This window comes from Micromonospora sp. NPDC049275 (assembly GCF_043197115.1).
Taxonomy (GTDB): domain Bacteria; phylum Actinomycetota; class Actinomycetes; order Mycobacteriales; family Micromonosporaceae; genus Micromonospora.
Window position 1 is genome coordinate 409,301 of the sequence record NZ_JBICSN010000003.1, and the last position, 19,345, is coordinate 428,645.

Below are 19,345 nucleotides of genomic sequence, written 5' to 3' on the forward strand. Positions count from 1 at the left end.
GTCGGGCCCGGGCGCTCCGATACGCTCAGGTTCGTTGGTAACCTGCGGCCAAGGAGCGAAACTAGTGTCTGATCTGTCCCAAATTGTGAAGGCCTACGACGTCCGTGGGACGGTGCCGGACCAGTGGGACGAACGGGCCGCGGAGGCGCTCGGAGCCGCATTCACCCAGCTGCTCAACAGCACTGACGAGCCCGGCGACGCGGTCGTCATCGGGTACGACATGCGGGCCAGCTCGCCCGGCCTGGCCGCCGCCTTCGCGGCCGGGGTTCGGGCCGAGGGCCGCTCCGTGATCGAGATCGGGCTCGCCTCCACCGACCTGCTCTACTTCGCCTCCGGGTCGCTCGACCTGCCCGGGGCGATGTTCACGGCCAGTCACAATCCCGCGCAGTACAACGGCATCAAGATGTGCCGCTCCGGCGCCCGACCGATCGGCCAGGCCAGCGGACTGGCGGAGATCCGGGAGCGGGCGCAGGCCCTGTTGGACTCGGGAGCGTCGCGTCCGGCGGGTGAGCCGACCCGGCCGGCCGAGCGACGGGACCTGCTTCCCGACTACGCCGCGTACCTGCGCAAGCTGGTCGACCTCTCCGGCATCCGGCCGTTGAAGGTGGTGGTCGACGCCGGCAACGGGATGGGTGGCTTCACCGTCCCCACCGTCCTCGGCGACGTCGCCCTGTCGGCCCTGCCGTTGGAGATCGTGCCGCTCTACTTCGAGCTGGACGGCACCTTCCCCAATCACGAGGCGAACCCGCTGGACCCGGCGAACCTGGTCGACCTCCAGCGTGCCGTGGTCGAGCACGGCGCCGACATCGGGCTGGCCTTCGACGGGGACGCCGACAGGTGCTTCGTGGTGGACGAGCGCGGCGAGCCGGTCTCGCCGTCGGCGATCACCGCGCTGGTCGCGGCACGGGAGCTGGCCAAGCACCCGGGCTCCACGGTGATCCACGGTCTGATCACCTCCAGCGCGGTCGCGGAGATCATCCGCGAGCACGGTGGGGAGCCCGTGGTCGCCCGCGTCGGGCACTCCTTCATCAAGGCCGAGATGGCCCGTACGAACGCCGTCTTCGGTGGCGAGCACTCCGCGCACTACTACTTCCGGGACTTCTGGTTCGCCGACACCGGGATGCTCGCCGCGATGCACACCCTGGCCGCCCTGGGCGAGCAGTCGCTGCCGCTGTCCGTGCTGGCCGGCGAGTACGAGCGCTACATCGCCTCCGGTGAGATCAACTCGACGGTCGCCGACCAGGCCGCAGCGGTGGCCGAGGTGCGTGCCGCGTACCCGGACGCGACGGCCGACGAGATGGACGGGCTCACACTGCGTTTCTCCGACGGCGCCTGGTTCAACCTGCGTGCCTCCAACACCGAGCCGTTGCTGCGGCTCAACGTCGAGGCGCCCACCCGCGAGCGGATGGTATCGCTGCGGGACGAGGTGCTCGACCGCGTTCGCCGATAAGATCGCCTGCGCCGGTCGGCACCGCCGCCGGTGACCCCGCACTCGTGGAAGGAGCCGCGCCATGGCCCTGGATCCGCAGTTGCTCGAGATCCTTGCCTGCCCGGACACGCACCACGCCCCGCTCACCTACGACGCCCAGGCGCAGACGTTGACCTGCACGGAGTGCGGCCGGATCTTCGAGGTCCGCGACGACGTGCCGGTGCTGCTGCTCGACGAGGCGCGCGGCGGCCCGGGGCAGCCCTCATGATCGACGGTACGGCCGGGGTCAGTGGGCGTCGCGACGCCGACGAGGCCCTGCTCGACAACCCGGACGCGCTGGCCGAGCACGACCCGGGCGGCATGCTGCGGCACACCGCCTCGGGCGGCGCGCAGGTGCGCGAGAGCGCCGCGTTGGCCGCCGAGGCGAACCTTGCGGTGCTCGCCGACGACGGGCGGCCCCGGGCCGTGGTGATCGCGGGCATCGGCACCGCCGGGCGTACCGGTGACGTGCTGGCCACTGTCGCCGGGCCGCGCTGCCCGGTCCCGATCATCGGGCACCGCAGCGCGGGCGTGCCCGGTTGGGTGGGCGCCGCCGACGTGGTGATCGCGGTGAGCGCTTCCGGTCGGAGCCCGGAGGCGTTGGGCGCCGCCGAGGCCGCGCACCGTCGCGGCGCCCGGCTGGTCGCGGTGGGTGCTCCTGATTCGCAGTTGCAGTCGGTGGCCGAGCGGGCCCGCGCGCCGTTCATCCCGGTGCCGCGACGCGCGCCGGCTCGCGCCAGCCTCTGGGCGCTCACCGTGCCGGTCCTGCTCGCGGCGCGCTCGCTCGGGCTGGTGAAGGTCAACGAGGCGGATCTGGCGGAGACGGCGGCCCGGCTCGACGCGGACGCCGACCGCTGCCGCTCCGCCGCCGAGTCGTTCGTCAACCCGGCCAAGTCGCTGGCGCTGGGCCTGGCCGGCTCGATCCCGATCGTCTGGGGTTCGTCCCCGCTGGCCACCGTGGCGGCTCGCCGGTTCGGCGACACCCTGTCCGCAAACGCCCGCTATCCGGTGGTCACCGGGGCGTTGGGTGAGGCCGGACGGGGCCGGGTCGGGCTGCTGGACGGCGTCTTCGGCGGCCTGGCCGAGGGTGAGCGGGACATCTTCGCCGACCGGGCGGAGGACGACGACGGCGAGGGCACCCGGCTGCGGCTGGTCCTGCTGCGCGACGGCGGGCTCAACGCCGAGGACGACACGGACGAGCCGCTCGCGGTCGAGGAGCGCCGCGCGGACGCGGTGCAGACCCTCGCCGAGCGCCGTGGTGTGCGCTGCGACGTGGTGACCGCCGAGGGTGGGTCGGCTCTGGAGCGGCTGGCCTCACTGATCGCCGTACCGGACTTCGCCTCGATCTATCTTGCTCTGGCACACGGATTGGACCCGATGGCCGTTCCGGCCATCACCGAGATGAAGGAGCTGTCGAACCAGTGAACGTACGCAGGGCGCGGCGCGTCACGGACGTCACCACGACGCGAAGCGGAGTGGCAGCGTGAGCGCGAACGGCGGGACGAAGGCGATCGTCGCCGCCCTGCTGGCCAACATCGGCATCGCCGTCACCAAGTTCATCGCGTTCCTGCTCTCCGGCTCCTCGTCGATGCTGGCCGAGGCGGTCCACTCGGTCGCCGACTCCGGCAACCAGGGTCTGCTGCTGCTCGGCGGGAAACGGGCGAAGCGCGCCGCAACCCCGGAACACCCCTTCGGGTACGGCCGGGAGCGCTACATCTACGCGTTCATCGTGTCGATCGTGCTGTTCAGCATCGGCGGGCTGTTCGCCCTCTACGAGGCGTACCACAAGTGGTCGCACGCGGAGGGCATCACCGAGTGGCAGTGGCTTCCGGTGGCGGTGCTGCTGGCGGCGATCGCCATGGAGTCGTTCTCCTTCCGGACGGCCATCAAGGAGTCCAACCACATCCGGGGCAAGCAGTCCTGGGTGCGTTTCATCAGGCGGGCCAAGGCGCCGGAGCTGCCGGTGGTGCTCCTGGAGGACTTTGGCGCGCTTGTCGGTCTGGTCTTCGCGCTTTTCGGCGTCGGCATGACGCTGATCACCGGCAACGGCAGGTGGGACGCGGCCGGCACCGCGATGATCGGTGTCCTGCTGGTGGTCATCGCCATCGTGCTGGCCATCGAGACCAAGAGCCTGCTGCTCGGTGAGGGCGCCGAGCAGCAGGACCTGGACGCCATCGAGCGGGCCATCACCGAGGGTCCCGAGGTGGAGCGGATCATCCACATGAAGACGCTCTACCTGGGCCCGGAAGAGCTGATGGTGGCCGCGAAGATCGGGGTGCCGGCCTGCGAGAGCGCCCAGGAGCTGGCCCGCGGCATCAACACCGTGGAGGCGCGGATCCGCACCGCCGTGCCGATCGCCCGGGTGATCTACCTGGAGCCGGACATCTACAGCGCGGCCGCCGCGGCGGCCGGCACCGGTGCCGCCGCCGACACCGCCGTACCGCAGCCCGAGGACGTGTCGGGCGAGGCGGTCGGGCGGCCCGGGGGCTGACCTGTGGAACCGCTCTACGGACCGATCCGGGACTACGCGTGGGGGTCCCGCTCAGCCATCGCCATGTTGCAGGGCCGACCGGTGCCGAGCACCGGTCCGGAGGCGGAGCTGTGGCTGGGCGCCCACCCGGGCGCCCCGGCCAGCGTGGAGCGCGCCGGCCTGCGGGTGAGCCTCTGTGACCTGGTGCGCGACGAGCCGGGGCAGTGGCTGGGCCAGCGGGTGGCCGACCGGTTCGGCGCCCGGCTGCCGTTCCTGCTCAAGGTCCTCGCCGCCGACGCGCCGCTGAGCCTGCAGGCGCACCCGGACGCCGAGCAGGCCCGGATGGGTTTCGCGGCGGAGGCCTGTCGGCCCGTGGAGGAGCGCACCTACTCCGACCCGCACCACAAGCCGGAGTTGCTTGTCGCGCTCACCCCGTTCGAGGCGCTGTGCGGCTTCCGGGAGCCGCTGGAGTCGGCGGAGGCGCTCGCCGCGTTCGGCGTACCGGAGTTGGCGCCTGTGGTCGCCGCGCTGCGGGCCGGGCCGGCGGGGCTGGCCACGGCGGTGCGGACGCTGCTCGGCTGGCCGGTCGCCCAGCGCGACGGGCTGCTGCGCGGCGTCCTGGCGTCGGCGGCCGACGGCCCGGACGCGGACCTGGCCCACCGGCTGGCGGCCTTCTATCCGGGCGACCCCGGCGTGCTTGTGGCGCTGTTGCTGCATCACCTGCGGCTGGTGCCGGGGGAGGCGATCTGGATGCCAGCAGGCAACCTGCACGCCTACCTGAGCGGCTGCGGCGTGGAGATCATGGCGGCCAGCGACAACGTGCTGCGCGGGGGTCTGACCCCGAAGCGGGTGGACGTGGACGAGCTGCTGCGGGTGCTGCGCTTCGAGGTCCTCGACGAGCCGGTACGTGCCGCGCAGCCGGTCGGCCCGGGGGTGGACTGCTGGCCGGTGCCGGTGGACGATTTCGCGCTGCACCGGGTGCGGGTCGACGCCTCCGTGCCGGAGGTCACCCTGTCGCTGCCCGGCCCCCGGGTGGTGCTCTGCGGTGCGGGCTCGGTCACGGTCGACGACGGGGCGGGTGCGCTGACGCTGGTGTCCGGCGAGGCGGCGATCGGCACGGCGGCCGGCGAGCCGCTGCGGGTCGGGGGCGACGGCGAGGCGTACGTGGCGACGTCGGGGCTGCGCTGAGCTCGCCACAAGTCCGACTTTCCCGGAATAGCTTGACGTGCCCCTGGCTGAATGTGACTCTATGAGTACGCAGCGTTATCGCGACGACGGTCCGGCAACGTGCGGGGAACCAAACCGGGGGGATGCACGGGGCGGCGGCAGTGGGCAGCGGGTCTGTCCACCACCGACCGCCCCGTGCGCTGTCCGCATCCCGTCCCCCGGCGCCCGGCGTCAACCCGCGTAAGGTGGAGGATCGGCGCAGACATCGTTCGACAGGAGCTTTCATGACCAGCACCCTCCCGGCGGCCGCCAGCGGCACGCCGTCCGAGGCCCGGCCGAGCACGCTCGCCGAGGGCGACTTCAAGGTGGCGGATCTGTCGCTCGCCGAGTTCGGGCGCAAGGAGATCCAGCTCGCCGAGCACGAGATGCCCGGCCTGATGGCGATCCGGCGAGAGTTCGCCGACGCCCAGCCGCTCGCCGGCGCGCGGATCACCGGCTCGCTGCACATGACCATCCAGACCGCCGTCCTGATCGAGACGCTGGTCGCCCTCGGCGCGCAGGTTCGCTGGGCGTCCTGCAACATCTTCTCCACCCAGGACCACGCCGCCGCCGCGATCGTCGTCGGCCCGAACGGCACCCCCGACGCCCCCGCCGGCGTCCCGGTGTACGCGTGGAAGGGCGAGACGCTGCCGGAGTACTGGTGGTGCACCGAGCAGGTGCTCGCCTGGCCCGACGGACACGGGCCGAACATGATCCTCGATGACGGCGGCGACGCCACCCTGCTGGTCCACAAGGGCGCCGAGTTCGAGAAGGCGGGCGTCGTGCCGCCGGTCGAGTCCGCCGACTCCGAGGAGTACGGGGTCATCCTCGAGCTGCTGCACCGCTCGCTCGCCGAGGACGGCCAGCGCTGGACCCGGATCTCCGCCGGCATCAAGGGTGTCACCGAGGAGACCACCACCGGCGTGCACCGCCTCTACGAGATGCACCGCGCCGGCACGCTGCTCTTCCCGGCCATCAACGTCAACGACTCGGTGACGAAGAGCAAGTTCGACAACAAGTACGGCTGCCGCCACTCCCTCATCGACGGCATCAACCGGGCCACCGACGTCCTGATCGGCGGCAAGATGGCCGTCGTGATGGGCTACGGCGACGTGGGCAAGGGCTGCGCCGAGTCGCTGCGCGGGCAGGGCGCCCGGGTCGTGGTGACCGAGGTCGACCCGATCTGCGCTCTGCAGGCCGCGATGGACGGCTACCAGGTCGCGACCCTGGACGACGTTGTCGAGCAGGCGGACATCTTCATCACCGCCACCGGCTGCTTCGACGTCATCACCAACGAGCACATGGCCCGGATGAAGCACCAGGCCATCGTTGGCAACATCGGCCACTTCGACAACGAGATCGACATGGCCGGCCTGGCCAAGCGCTCCGACGTCGAGCGGATCAACATCAAGCCGCAGGTCGACCTGTGGCGCTTCGCCGACGGGCACGCCATCATCGTGCTGTCCGAGGGGCGTCTGCTCAACCTGGGCAACGCGACCGGGCACCCGAGCTTCGTGATGTCGAACTCGTTCGCCAACCAGACGATCGCCCAGATCGAGCTGTTCACCAAGACCGAGGAGTACCCGGTCGGCGTCTACGTGCTGCCCAAGCACCTGGACGAGAAGGTGGCCCGCCTGCACCTGGGCGCGCTCGGCGCCAAGCTGAGCACGCTCACCAAGGAGCAGGCCGCGTACCTGGGGGTCTCCCAGGAGGGGCCGTTCAAGCCGGACCACTACCGCTACTGATCGACGTCTCTTCGCACCGGGTCGGCTGTTCGCAGCCGGCCCGGTTCGTCGTTCCCGCCGGGGCGGGACGCGGTCGGGTCAGCCGGATCGGGAGCCGCGGCTGCGGGGGCGGAACCACGTCCACGCGCACCAGGCCAACCAGCCCAGAGACACGACGGTGGCCAGTGCCCGCAGGCGCAGCGCGCTGAGCAGCAGCACCACGGCGAGCACCGCCAGCCACGGCAGGAAAGCCTTCACGGCAGGGATCCTCCCACGCTCGGCCGGTTACCGGCTCATGACGGCCGCGCAAGCCCAGGTCACAGCGAGAGTGAGCTTGTCATGAACGACTTGACGAGGCTCCTGAACTGGAGGAAGGTATGGCTGCCCTAAGTTAGCTGAGGCGTGCCTAATGAACACGGAGCCCGGATGTTCGCCACGTACCTGATCGGCCTGCGGGAAGGCCTGGAAGCGACCCTGGTGGTCAGCATCCTGGTCGCCTTCCTGGTGAAGTCGCAGCGCCGGGACCGGTTGCCCCAGGTGTGGGCGGGCGTCGGCCTGGCCGTGGTGCTCTCCGTGCTCTTCGGCTGGCTCATCGAGTACACGTCGACCTCGCTGCTGTCCCGCTCCGAGGACCGCGAGCTGTTCGAGGCGATCACCTCCGTCGCGGCCGTGGTGTTCGTCACGTGGATGATTTTCTGGATGCGCAAAGCGGCTCGCACCATCGCGGGCGAGTTGCGCGGCAGGCTCACCGAGGCGCTGGCCGTGGGGTCGGTCGCCGTCGCCGGAATGGCCTTCCTCGCGGTGATCCGGGAGGGCCTGGAAACCGCGCTGATCTTCTACTCGGCCGCCCAGGGCGCGGCCGGCGACAGCGGGCCGCTGCTCGCGCTGATCGGCGGCATCGTCACCGCCGTGGTGCTCGGCGTGCTGCTGTACGCAAGCGCCCTGCGGATCAACCTCAGCAAGTTCTTCACCTGGACCGGCGCGCTGCTGATCCTGGTCGCCGCCGGCATCCTCAAGTACGGCGTGCACGACTTCCAGGAGTCCGGTGTCCTGCCCGGCCTCAACGACCTGGCCTTCGACATCACGGGCGCGCTCGACCCGACCACCTGGTACGCGGCGCTGCTGGCCGGGATGTTCAACGTGACCCCCGCGCCCACCGTGCTGGAGACGATCGCCTGGATCGGGTACGCCGTGCCCGTCCTCCTGCTCTTCCTGCGCCCGACCCGGCGTACCCCCGCACCGGCCGCGGCCACCGCGTCGCCGGCCGCGCCCTCCGCGCCGGAACCGGCCCCGGCCGTCGCGGCGTCGCCGGCCGGGTCGACGTCGCCGGACCCCACGACCACCACCGAGCGCGGGGCCGACACCGGCGCCGAGGCCGAGGCCGAGGCCGAGGCGGCATCCGCGCCGCAGCGTGCCTGACCCCACGAGGAGAGACAGCTCAGATGCGTACCACCCGATTCTTCGCGCTGGCCGCTGCCGGCGTGCTGGCGACGGCCGGCGTCGCCGCGTGCTCCGACTCCAAGAAGGATGAGGCGGGCGCGGCCGGCGGCCCGATCGTGGTCAAGGCCACCGACACCGCCTGCGAGGTCGGCACGACCGACCTCGGCGCCGGTACCGCCAACTTCAAGATCACCAACTCGGGCGCGAAGGTCACCGAGTTCTACGTGTACGCCTCCGGTGACCGGGTGATGGGCGAGGTGGAGAACATCGCCCCCGGGCTGAGCCGTGAGCTGCACGTCGAGCTGCCCGCCGGAACCTACGAGACGGCCTGCAAGCCGGGTATGAGCGGCAAGGGCATCCGGGGCGCGCTCAAGGTCAGCGGGTCGGCGCAGCCGCTGACCGCCGACGCCGCCCTGGCCGGAGCCACCGACAACTACCAGCGCTACGTCAAGAGCCAGACCGACGCGCTGCTGGAGAAGACCGAGGAGTTCGTCGCCGCCGTGAAGGCCGGCGACGTGGCGAAGGCCAAGACCCTCTACCCGGTCGCGCGCACCTACTGGGAGCGGATCGAGCCGGTGGCCGAGATCTTCGGCGACCTCGACCCCAAGATCGACGGCCGCGAGGAGGTCATCGAGGAGGGGATGGAGTTCACCGGCTTCCACCGGATCGAGAAGGACCTCTGGCAGTCCGGCGACGTCAGCAAGGACGGCCCGATCGCGGACCGGCTGCTTGTCGACGTCAAGGAGATCGTGGCGAAGGCGAACGCCGAGAAGCTCTCCCCGCTGCAGCTCGCCAACGGCGCGAAGGAGCTGCTCGACGAGGTCGCCAGCGGCAAGATCACCGGCGAGGAGGACCGCTACTCGCACACCGACCTGTGGGACTTCGCCGCCAACCTGGAAGGTTCCAAGGCGGCGCTGTCCGCCCTCCGGCCCGCGCTGGAGCAGCGCTCGCCGGAGCTGGTCAAGCAGCTCGACACCGAGTTCGCGAACGTCGAGGCGCAGCTCGGCAAGCACCGCGACGGCGACGGGTGGAAGCTGCACACCGCGTTGAGCAAGGACGAGCTCAAGGAGCTCTCCGACGGCATCAACGCGCTCGCCGAGCCGATCAGCAAGGTCGCCGCAGTCGTCGCCAAGTGACCGGAACGCAGGGGGAGTCGAGTCGATGAGCGCAAGCAGGTTGACGCGCCGGCGGGCCATCACGCTCGCCGGTGCGGGGGTGGCCGGCGTCGCCGGCGTGGCCGCCGGCGCGGGCGCGCTGGTCGGCGACTCCCGTGGCCCGGCGGCCGCCAGCGACCACCCGGCGGGCGCGGTGCCGTTCTTCGGTGAGCACCAGGCCGGCATCGTCACCCCGGCTCAGGACCGGCTGCACTTCGTCGCCTTCGACGTGATCACCAAGGACCGGGCCCGCCTGGTCGAGATGCTCGAGGAGTGGTCGGCCGCCGCCGCCCGCATGACGGCCGGCCGCGACGCCGGGGTGCTCGGCGCGGTCGGTGGCATGCCGGAGGCCCCGCCGGACGACACAGGTGAGGCGCTCGGCCTCCCACCGTCGCAGCTCACCCTGACCATCGGCTTCGGCCCGACGCTGTTCCGCGACGCCGACGGCCGGGACCGGTTCGGCATCGCCGACCGCCGTCCGGCCGCCCTGGCCGAGCTGCCCAAGTTCCCCGGTGACGCCTTGCAGGCCCCGATCTCCGGCGGCGACCTGTGTGTGCAGGCCTGCGCCAACGACCCCCAGGTGGCGGTGCACGCGATCCGCAACCTGGCGCGGATCGGCATGGGGGTGGTCAGCGTCCGCTGGTCGCAGCTCGGCTTCGGCCGTACGTCGTCGACATCCCGGGACCAGGCGACCGCCCGCAACCTGTTCGGTTTCAAGGACGGCACGGCCAACCTCAAGGCCGAGGAGACCGACAGGCTCCGCGACCAGTTGTGGGTGCAGCCGGGCGACGGGCCGGACTGGATGACCGGTGGGTCGTACCTGGTCACCCGCAAGATCCGGATGCTCGTGGAGACCTGGGACCGGACGTCGCTGGCCGAGCAGGAGGAGATCGTCGGGCGGACCAAGGGCAGCGGCGCCCCTCTCGGGAGCAGCAAGGAATTCGACGAGCCGGACTTCGCGGCACGCGGTGACGACGGCAAGCCGCTGATCCCCGAGCACGCCCACGTCGCCCTGGCCCACCCGAGCAGGAACAACGGCGCGCAACTGCTGCGGCGGGGCTACAACTTCGTCGACGGCTCGGACGGTCTCGGCCGGCTCGACGCCGGCCTCTTCTTCATCGCCTACCAGCGGGATCCGCGCCGGCAGTTCGTGCCGATCCAGACCCAACTGGCCCGCCACGACGTGATGAACGAATATCTGCGGCACGTCTCCAGCGGCCTGTTCGCCTGCCCTCCCGGAGTGCGCGACGGTGGGGACCACTGGGGCCGGGCGCTCTTCGGCTGAGCGCCAGCGCGATCGCGGCGGCGGCCCGCGTCCGGATCGCGACAGCACGACCGGCCGGGGGCTGCGGTGGCGCCGGACGGCGCCGAGGGGGGATCATGGTGACAACCGGCCGATCCCTGTGCCGGCCCTCGCACCCCGTGGCGCCGCCGCCGCGGGTCGCGGTGACTGGTTTCCCGGCGGCGCTATCCCGTGCCGGGTGACGCCGGTCCCACCGAACTGAACGGGGATGCAATATTAATCCCATGAGAGCCCGGGTACTGGTGGTCGACGACGACCCCGCACTCGCCGAAATGCTCGGCATCGTGCTGCGCAGCGAGGGTTTCCTGCCCTCGTTCGTGGCCGACGGCGAGCGGGCGTTGGCCGCATTTCGTGACAGTCGGCCGGACATCGTCCTGCTCGACCTCATGTTGCCTGGAATGAGTGGTATAGACGTGGCGCGGTCGATCCGTGCCGAGTCCGGCGTGCCGATCGTCATGCTGACCGCCAAGAGCGACACCGTGGACGTCGTCCTCGGCTTGGAGTCCGGCGCCGACGACTACGTGGTCAAGCCGTTCAAGCCCAAGGAGCTGGTGGCCCGGATGCGGGCCCGGTTGCGCCGTGGCGAGGATGTGGCGCCGGAGATGCTGACCATCGGCCCGCCCGGCAACCAGATCACCATCGACGTGCCGGCCCACACCGTGAGCCGCAACGACGAGGAGGTGAAGCTGACGCCGTTGGAGTTCGACCTGCTGGTCGCGCTCGCCCGCAAGCCGCGTCAGGTCTTCACCCGCGAGGTGCTGCTGGAGCAGGTCTGGGGCTACCGGCACGCGGCCGACACCCGGCTGGTCAACGTGCATGTGCAGCGCCTGCGCGCCAAGATCGAGCCAGACCCGGAGCGGCCAGAAATCATCCTCACCGTGCGGGGCGTGGGCTACAAGGCGGGCACCGGATAGCCTGGTCACACTGTGTCGACCTCGCCGCCCCCGCACCCCCAGACCACGACAGCCCGCCGGCTCAACGCCGGTCGGGACCTGTGGCGCGCGCTGAGTGGCCGGGGCGCACGGCTGGTGGCCCGGGTGCATCAGACCTGGCGCCGTTCGCTCCAGGTCCGGGTGGTCACCATCACGCTTGTCGCCTCCAGCCTGCTGGTGGGCGGGTTCGCCTACCTGATCGCCGACAAGATCACGACGATCCTGCTCGACAGCGCCCGCACCGACGTCCAGTTGCGGGTCAAGGGCGGCGCCGGCTACGCGGCCAAGCAGGTCTCCCTCTACGGCCAGCCGCAGGAGGCGCAGCTTCAGGAGACCATCGACGACACGGTCAACTACCTGGCCGGCGGCGACCCCCAGCAGACCAGTGGCGTGGTGGTGGCCATCACCGCCGCCGACTATCCCACCATGATCCAGACTCGCACCGCGCCGGCGGCCAACGTCCAGCCCCTGATCAGCAAGGAGCTGCGGGCCGCGGTCGCCAGCGGCAAGGTGGCCAGCCAGATCCAGACCGGTCGGCTCACCGGCGAGCCGACCAAATACCTGGTCTACGGCTCGCCGGTGCCGACCCGCTTCGGGCAGATCGAGCTCTACTACCTCGTGCCGCTGACCCGGCAGGACAAAACCGCCGCGGACGCCCGAGCGACAGTCGTCGCCACCGGCTTCGCCCTGGTGGTCCTGCTGGGGCTGCTCGCCGCCCTGGTCACCCGGCTGGTGGTAAACCCGGTGCGGGTCGCCGCGCGTACCGCCCAGCGGCTCTCCGCCGGCCTCCTCGACCAGCGGATGGTGGTCAACGGCGAGGACGACCTCGCGCTGCTGGCCGCCTCGTTCAACCAGATGGCGACCAACCTGCAACGGCAGATCCTGCGCCTGGAGGAGATGTCCCGGTTGCAGCGCCGGTTCACCTCCGACGTGTCGCACGAACTGCGGACCCCGTTGACCACGGTCCGGATGGCCGCCGACCTGATCTTCGCCGAACGCGACGAGTTCGACCCGGCGGTGGCCCGCAGCGCCGAGCTGCTCCAGGCCGAGCTGGACCGCTTCGAGGAGCTGCTCACCGACCTGTTGGAGATCAGCCGGTTCGACGCGGGCTTCGCCATGTTGGACGCCGAGCCGACCGACCTGGTGCCGGTCGTGCACCGGGTCGTCGACCGGCTGGCCGGCCTGGCCGAGCGGGTGGGCGTCCCTATCGAACTGGACCTGCCGACCACGCCGGTGATCGCCGAGGTCGACCCCCGCCGGGTCGAGCGGGTGCTGCGCAACCTGGTCGGCAACGCCGTCGAGCACGGCGAGGCCCGGCCGGTGCTGATCACCCTGGGCATCGACGAGACCGCCGTGGCGATCACCGTCCGCGACCACGGGGTGGGGCTGAAGGTGGGCGAGGAGAAGCTGGTGTTCAACAGGTTCTGGCGGGCGGACCCGTCCCGGGCCCGGCAGACCGGCGGGACCGGGCTGGGTCTGTCGATCAGCCTGGAGGACGCCCGCCTGCACGGCGGCTGGCTGGAAGCCTGGGGAGCGCCCGGCCAGGGCGCCCAGTTCCGGCTCACCCTGCCGGCCCGCGCCGGTGACCGGCTCACCACGTCGCCGCTGCGACTGGTGCCCGCCGACGCGGCGCTGCCGTTCGGCGGCCCCCGCGACGGCGGTCCGCTGGCCATCGGGCCGGGCACCGGTGGAGCGCTGGCGATCGGGCCGGCGTCGGCCGGGGACGGCGAGCGGGCGGAGGTGCGCTCATGAGGGCCCGGCCACTGCTGTGCGCCGTCGGCGCGGCACTGCTCCTCAGCGCCGGCTGCGGCATCCCGGCATCGTCCGACGTACGGGTGGACGGCAAGGCCGGCACGGCGACCGAGGCCGGGTCGGACAACGGTCGCCGCAGCGAACCACCATCGCGTACGGCCAGCGGCAGCGACAACGACGCGTTCGTGCGAAACTTCCTGTCCGCCGCCGCCGGTGAGCCGGATCGGGCGTACGAGCGGGTGAAGGCGTTCGTCGCCCCGGAGCACAAGCCCCGCCTGCAGGACAAGAAGGGCAGCGAGGTCGCCCTGACCGTGGTGCGGCTGCGGGAGACGGTCTTCACCTTCAACAGCGACTCGACCACCACCGTCCGGATCTCGGTGCAGCAGATCGGTGTGCTGCGTACCAACGGCACCCTGGCGCCCCCGGTGGCGACCGAGACGCAGTACGAGTTCCGGCTGCGCAGCGCCTCGCTCGGTGGGGCCGACAACGACGAACGGGCCGGCCAGTACGTCCTCGACCCGCCGAACGTGCTGCTGCTCAGTGACGTCGCCCTTCAGCAGTACTACCAGGACGAGTCGATCTACTTCTGGAGTGCCGACCGCACCCGGCTGGTGCCCGACCAGCGCTACCTGCCGTTGGCCGTACCGGACGAGCGCCGGGTCAACGAGGTCGTGCGCTGGCTTGTCGGTGGCCCGTCCGACTGGCTGCGGCCGGGCGTCGTCGGCCTGCCCGACGGCACCGAGCTGATCAACAACGCCACCGGCGCGAACAACCGCTGGGAGGTCAACCTGGACATGTCCGGCGACGACCAGAGCCGGGTCGACCAGGTGATCACCCAGCTCGCCTGGTCGTTGGGCGACCTGCCGGGCGAGCTGGAGTTGAAGATCCGCAACAACTCGCAGCCCGTGCAGGATCTCAACGAGCGCCGGGTGGCCAAACCCCTCTACCCGGTCCGGGAGAGCCCGCAGCGGTTCGGCGTCTACGAGGGCGCGATCCGCCCGCTCGACTTCGTCGGCGAGCCCAGCGGCGTGGTGCCCCTGACGGCCGAGGTCAACCGCAACATCGTGTCCGCCGGCCTCGCGCGGGGTACCGACCAGATTCTCGCCGCGATGGTGGTGACCAGCGGCAAGAACCGGCAGCGACTCGCCGTGGGCACCGGCGCGACCACGGTGGCCGCGCTCAACCGCAGCAGCACGGAGTACGCCTCGATCAGCCGCCCGGTGTGGCTGCGTACCGTCGACTCGCGCCCGGCGCAGGGGCTCGTGGTGGCCAACGGCCACCTCTACCGCTTCGACGAGGCCGCCCGGATGTCGGAGGTGCCGCTCAACCTGCCCTCACCGCAGGTCACCGCGGTCGCCGCCGCGCTGGACGGCCAGCGGATCGCGTTGATCGCCGGCGGGCGGCTCTACGTCGCGGCGATCAACCTGGACGGCGCCGGGAGCGGGATGTCGGTCGGCCCGCCCCGGGCCCTGGCCACCTCGTTGACCGGCCCGACCGCGGTGGACTGGATCGGGGAGGATCGGCTGGTGGTGGCCGGGTCGGCCGGCCAGCCGGCGATCTACGAGATCAGCGTGGACGGCGCTCTGGAGACGCCGCTGCGCACCGACGTGGGCGCGAAGGTCAACCACCTGACGGCGTACCCCAGCAACCGCCGCGTGCGCGTGCCCACCGGGGCGTACATGTGCGAGGCGAACAAGGTGGCGTACCGCAGCAGCCCGTTCGAACGGATCGAGCCGGAGCGTGTGCGGGACGTCCCCCCGCCACCGGCGGGGGTCCGCCCGAGCAACCCGTCGGCCCCGTTCTTCCTCTTCTGACGCCGTGGGTGGGCTCTGGGCGGATCTCGCCGACCTGGTCCTCCCCGCGGACTGCGCCGGCTGCCGGGAGCGTCACCCCGTCCTGCGGCACGGGTTCTGCCCCGCCTGCGTGACGGCGCTGGGCGCGCTGCGTCCCCGGCCGGTCCGTCCCACTCCCGCCCCGCCGGGGCTGCCGCCCTGCGTCGCCCTCGGCCCGTACGCCGGTCCACTGCGGGAGGCACTGCTGGCGTACAAGGAGCACGGCCGGCACGGTCTGGCCCGTCCGCTGGGCGCGCTGCTGGCCGAGGTGGTCGTGACGGCGGTCGGCGAGGTCCGCCCGCTGGAGTTGGTGCCCGTGCCCGACACCGCCGCGGCGGCCCGAGCCCGCTACGGCGACCACCTGGACCGGTTGGCTCGACACTGCGCGAGCCGGCTCCGTCGGGGCGGCTGGCCGGCGCGGGTGCGCCGTCCGCTGCGCGCGCTGCCCCGACCGGACTCGGTGACACTGGACAGCGCGGGCCGCGCCGCAGCGGCCGAGGCGGCGTTTCGACCGCGCGCCGGCGCGTCGGGTGGGCGTGGCCGGGCGGGCGGCGCACCCGTCGTGGTGCTGCTGGACGACATCGTCACCACAGGCGTGACCCTGGCCGCGGCGGCCCGGGTGCTGACCGCGAGCGGCTGGCCACCCGGTGTCGCAGCGGTGCTCGCCGCGACCGAGAAAAGACACCACTTGTAACCGACAGTGTTTCCGTTTCACCCATTGGTGTATGAGGTGCGAAAAATTCTGGGCGGTCTTGGCGACATGGGGTGACTGCCGGGCGAACAGGAGTTAGCGTTTCGCTGTCCGGGGTAGGAGGTCGTTCCATCCCGCCCCCGGCGGTGAGAGGAGGCGTAGCCGTACCAACCGGTCGACGCCAGCGGGTCTCCCCACGGCGCGCGACCGGGAAAACCGGATCGAAGACGTCCGAACAAGGGAGGTCACGTGGACATCGTGGTCAAGGGCCGCAACGTCGAAGTGCCGGACCATTACCGGGTACACGTAGCCGAGAAACTCGCCAAGGTCGAACGCTACGACCACAAGATTATCCGCATCGATGTCGAGCTGTTTCACGAGCGCAATCCGCGCCAGGCCGATCACTGCCAGCGGGTGGAGATCACGTGCGTTTCCCGCGGCCCGGTGATTCGGGCCGAGGCCTGCACGAACGATTTCTACAGCGCGCTCGACGCCGCCATCGCGAAGCTCGACACCCGGCTGCGCCGCGCGGCGGACCGCCGCCGCGTACACCGTGGTCGGCACGCCCCGATCTCCGTCGCCGCCGCCACCGCCGACCTGCCGGTCACGGACCTGGTGGCCGCCCCGCTGTCCGCGTCGGGCGCGGGTGCCCGCGCCGGCACCGCCGTCGCGGAACGGGTCGAGGAGGAGCAGGACCAGCCGTGGCACATCGCCCGGGAGAAGGTGCACCCGGCGGAGCCCATGACGATCGACGACGCCCTGTTCCAGATGGAGCTTGTCGGCCACGACTTCTACCTGTTCCAGGACAAGGAAACCGGCCGCCCCAGCGTCGTCTACCGACGCCACGCCTACGACTACGGCATCATCTCCCTCGACACGTGAGGTGTCCCTGACCCGCGTCGAGCACGGGGTTGTGGCGGGCGACCGCCGCAACCCCGTGCGTCGTCAGCGCACCTCGGTCGGCAGGAGGGCGAACGTCAGGTCGTCGAGGCGAGCGCCCGCCAGACCGGGCAGGCGACCACGTTGCAGGGCCTCACGCTGGAAGCCGACCCGCTCCAGCACGCGGTGCGAGGCGGTGTTCTCCGGCACGGTGCCTGCGGTCAGCCGGGCGAAACCGGCCGGGCCGAACGCCCAGCCGGCGAGCAGCCGCACCGCACGGGTGGCGTACCCCCGCCCCCGCCACTCCGGCAGCAGCGCGTAGCCGATCGAGCCCTCACCGCTGCTCACCTCCGTGTACGACAGGCCGCAACTGCCCGCCGGCTCCCCGCTCGCCACGTCGACGATCAGCAGCCGGGCGATGTCGCCGGTCAGCCACGCGCTCTCCGCCAGCCGACAGCGCCGCTCGATCGACTCCCGTGTCGGCGGCACCGGCGGGGCCTGGTTGGCGACCACCTCCGGCCGGCTGTGCAGCCCGTACATCATCTCCGCGTCGTCCGGCGCGAGGCGGCGCAACGCCACCACCTGATCGGTGAGCACCCCATCGGGCAGGTCGGGCAGCAGCCGGGCCGTCGGGCCGGGTGGGTCGTCGGCGAGGCGTACCCAGGTCAGCAGATCGTGCCGGCCGCCGTCCCGGCGCTGCCCGCCCGACCGCCGCAGGCCCTCGTAGCGGAAACCGGCGGCCAGCGCGACCCGCTGGCTGGCCGCGTTCTGCGGCTCGGTGAGCAGCTCCAGCCGGAGCGTGCCGGCGTCGAAGGCGTGTTCGCTCAACGCGCGGGTCGCGGCCGTGGCCACTCCGCGTCCCCGCGCCGCCGGCCGCAGCCAGTAGCCGATCTCCGCCTGGCTCCGGCCGGGCACCGGGTTGCTCAACCCGACCCCGCCGAGCAGCCGGTCGGTGGCCGGGTCGGCGATGGCGTACGCGGCGCCGCCGCCGGCCCAGACCGCCGGTGCGCCGGCCTCGACCCACCAGTGGGCGTCGACCTCGGTGTACGGGGTCGGCATGCTGGACACGAACCGTTGGCTGAGCGGGTCCGCGCAGCCCTCGACCAGGTCCGCGATGTCGCCGGCCGCAAACGGCCGCAGCCGCACCCCGTGCGCCTCGACGACCTGCTGCGGGTTCATGACAGATCCCCGGCGAGCAGCGCTGCCACCCACGCGTCGACCCGTTCACCCCGGTGCTGGACACCGCCTCGGGCGGTCCCCTCGACCGTGAAGCCCGCCTTCTCGGCGGCCCGTCGGGACGCGGTGTTGCCCACGTTCGCCTTCCACTCGATCCGGGCCAGGCCCAGCGTGGTGAAGCCCCAGGCGGCCAGCGCGACCAGGGCGGCCGGCATGTACCCCCGGCCCCGGGCCGCCGGGGCGGTCATGAAGCCCACGTCCGCGAGCAGCGGGTCGGCGGGGGAGAGCCGCAGGTCCAGGGAGCCGACGTACCTGTCGTCCGGATCGGCGATCACGAAGCAGGCGGCGTCCCCCCGGGCCCAGTTGCTCTGGCCGAAGGCCCGGTACCCCTGCGCGTCGGCGCGGTCGTACGGATCCGGGATGGTGGTCCACCGGATCGACTCCGGGTCCCGGCAGGTCTGCACCACAGCATCCAGATCCCGCTCCTCCATCGGCCGCAGCCGCAGCTCACCGGTCGCCGAGGTGGCGAACAGTGTCGGCTGTGGGCGGCCGAAGACGGCGGCCCGGCGAGCGGCCAGGGTGCCCGGGCCGGCCGGCCGGGTCGCTCCGGGTTCGGGCACCTCGCCGGGCAGCAGCGAGCCGATCCAGGTGTCCGCGCCGTTGTGCGGCGCGGTCTCGGCCGACCGGACCCGGCCGTCGATCCGGAACCCGGCCCGCAGCGCGACCAGGCGGGAGGCGTGATTACCCACCTCGGCCTGCCAGAGCAGCCGGCGCAGCCCCAGCTTCTCGAAGGACCAGCGGGCGACCGCCCGGGTGGCCCGGACGGTCACGCCCCGCCCGCGTGCCCAGGGAGCCGTCCAGTAGCCGATCTCACCGGTGCCGGCACGATCGATGGAGATCAGCCCGCACGAGCCGAGCAGCTCGCCGGTGGCCGCGTCGCAGACCGCGAACGGCGCCCCGGTGCCGTCCGCCCAGGCCCGCCCGCTCAGCTCGGTGACGAAACCGTGGGCGTGTTCGCGAAGGTATGGGCGCGGTACGGTAGTCCAACGCTGAATGTCCCGATCCTGGCAGGCGCGGTGTACGCCGTCGGCGTCGTCCTCCCGCCAGGGTCGCAGCAGCACGCCGTCTTCGACGATCTCCACAGGTTCCACCCGTGCATCGTGCCGGAACGTTCGCCGAAGGCGTAACCGGATAACGTCCCGGGCGCATCCCGTGCGCGAGTTATGTCGGGTTCGGCGGAGCGGACCGCCGCCACCAGTGACCATCGCGCCGATGTTGCGCCTACGATGGTTCGAGACTGTCTAGGGGAGCGTTGATC

At 71.9% G+C, this 19,345-nt stretch carries 17 protein-coding genes; 14 read left to right on the forward strand and 3 right to left on the reverse strand.

Annotated elements, in window-relative coordinates; genetic code table 11:
• Positions 1–64: 64 nt before the first annotated feature.
• The 6 genes from ACGFIE_RS12380 (at position 65) to ahcY (ending at position 6,889) form a co-directional block, all read left to right on the forward strand.
• Positions 65–1,450, forward strand: coding sequence for a phosphomannomutase/phosphoglucomutase (locus ACGFIE_RS12380; RefSeq protein WP_363678715.1), 1,386 nt, complete (start codon positions 65–67; stop codon positions 1,448–1,450).
• Positions 1,451–1,511: 61 nt separating this feature from the next.
• Positions 1,512–1,697: a Trm112 family protein gene (locus tag ACGFIE_RS12385; protein ID WP_393293878.1), complete on the forward strand. Its 186-nt coding sequence runs from the start codon at positions 1,512–1,514 to the stop codon at positions 1,695–1,697.
• Positions 1,694–2,893, forward strand: coding sequence for an SIS domain-containing protein (locus ACGFIE_RS12390; protein ID WP_363678717.1), 1,200 nt, complete (start codon positions 1,694–1,696; stop codon positions 2,891–2,893). The genes ACGFIE_RS12385 and ACGFIE_RS12390 overlap by 4 nt, the downstream gene beginning before the upstream one ends.
• 58 nt (positions 2,894–2,951) lie before the next feature.
• Complete coding sequence (locus ACGFIE_RS12395; RefSeq protein ID WP_393293880.1) at positions 2,952–3,959, forward strand: cation diffusion facilitator family transporter; 1,008 nt, start codon at positions 2,952–2,954, stop codon at positions 3,957–3,959.
• Between the two features lie 3 nt (positions 3,960–3,962).
• Entirely contained in the window at positions 3,963–5,126 is a 1,164-nt protein-coding gene (gene manA, locus ACGFIE_RS12400; RefSeq protein ID WP_393293882.1) for a mannose-6-phosphate isomerase, class I, read from the forward strand.
• Between the two features lie 263 nt (positions 5,127–5,389).
• Positions 5,390–6,889 (forward strand): adenosylhomocysteinase, encoded by a 1,500-nt coding sequence (gene ahcY / locus ACGFIE_RS12405; RefSeq protein WP_393293884.1) that lies wholly within the window; start codon positions 5,390–5,392, stop codon positions 6,887–6,889.
• Positions 6,890–6,967: 78 nt separating this feature from the next.
• Here ahcY and ACGFIE_RS12410 read toward each other — a convergent pair whose 3' ends face one another.
• Complete coding sequence (locus tag ACGFIE_RS12410) at positions 6,968–7,126, reverse strand: hypothetical protein (RefSeq protein WP_393293886.1); 159 nt, start codon at positions 7,124–7,126, stop codon at positions 6,968–6,970.
• A gap of 168 nt (positions 7,127–7,294) precedes the next feature.
• Between ACGFIE_RS12410 and efeU the strand changes: the two genes are divergently transcribed.
• From efeU to hpf, 8 genes are all read left to right on the forward strand, one after another.
• Positions 7,295–8,287, forward strand: a complete 993-nt coding sequence (efeU, locus tag ACGFIE_RS12415) for an iron uptake transporter permease EfeU (RefSeq protein ID WP_393293888.1) — start codon at positions 7,295–7,297, stop codon at positions 8,285–8,287.
• A 23-nt stretch (positions 8,288–8,310) separates the two neighbouring features.
• Complete coding sequence (efeO, locus tag ACGFIE_RS12420; protein WP_393293890.1) at positions 8,311–9,444, forward strand: iron uptake system protein EfeO; 1,134 nt, start codon at positions 8,311–8,313, stop codon at positions 9,442–9,444.
• Positions 9,445–9,469: 25 nt separating this feature from the next.
• Positions 9,470–10,747, forward strand: a complete 1,278-nt coding sequence (gene efeB / locus ACGFIE_RS12425) for an iron uptake transporter deferrochelatase/peroxidase subunit (RefSeq protein WP_393293892.1) — start codon at positions 9,470–9,472, stop codon at positions 10,745–10,747.
• Between the two features lie 242 nt (positions 10,748–10,989).
• Complete coding sequence (gene mtrA, locus ACGFIE_RS12430; RefSeq protein ID WP_007455837.1) at positions 10,990–11,679, forward strand: MtrAB system response regulator MtrA; 690 nt, start codon at positions 10,990–10,992, stop codon at positions 11,677–11,679.
• A 12-nt stretch (positions 11,680–11,691) separates the two neighbouring features.
• Entirely contained in the window at positions 11,692–13,449 is a 1,758-nt protein-coding gene (mtrB, locus tag ACGFIE_RS12435) for an MtrAB system histidine kinase MtrB (protein ID WP_393293894.1), read from the forward strand.
• Complete coding sequence (locus ACGFIE_RS12440) at positions 13,446–15,263, forward strand: LpqB family beta-propeller domain-containing protein (protein WP_393293896.1); 1,818 nt, start codon at positions 13,446–13,448, stop codon at positions 15,261–15,263. The genes mtrB and ACGFIE_RS12440 overlap by 4 nt, the downstream gene beginning before the upstream one ends.
• A 4-nt stretch (positions 15,264–15,267) precedes the next feature.
• Positions 15,268–15,975: a ComF family protein gene (locus ACGFIE_RS12445; protein ID WP_393293898.1), complete on the forward strand. Its 708-nt coding sequence runs from the start codon at positions 15,268–15,270 to the stop codon at positions 15,973–15,975.
• 246 nt (positions 15,976–16,221) lie between these two features.
• The gene (gene hpf, locus ACGFIE_RS12450; RefSeq protein ID WP_393293900.1) at positions 16,222–16,854 is read left to right on the forward strand and encodes a ribosome hibernation-promoting factor, HPF/YfiA family; all 633 of its coding nucleotides are present in this window, start codon (positions 16,222–16,224) and stop codon (positions 16,852–16,854) included.
• 63 nt (positions 16,855–16,917) lie between these two features.
• Here the strand turns inward: hpf and ACGFIE_RS12455 are convergent, their stop codons facing one another.
• Positions 16,918–18,030: a GNAT family N-acetyltransferase gene (locus ACGFIE_RS12455; RefSeq protein WP_393293902.1), complete on the reverse strand. Its 1,113-nt coding sequence runs from the start codon at positions 18,028–18,030 to the stop codon at positions 16,918–16,920.
• A complete protein-coding gene (locus ACGFIE_RS12460) occupies positions 18,027–19,178 on the reverse strand; it encodes a GNAT family N-acetyltransferase (protein ID WP_393293904.1) in 1,152 nt (383 codons plus the stop codon). Before ACGFIE_RS12460 ends, ACGFIE_RS12455 begins: the two co-directional genes overlap by 4 nt.
• Between the last annotated feature and the right edge of the window lie 167 nt (positions 19,179–19,345).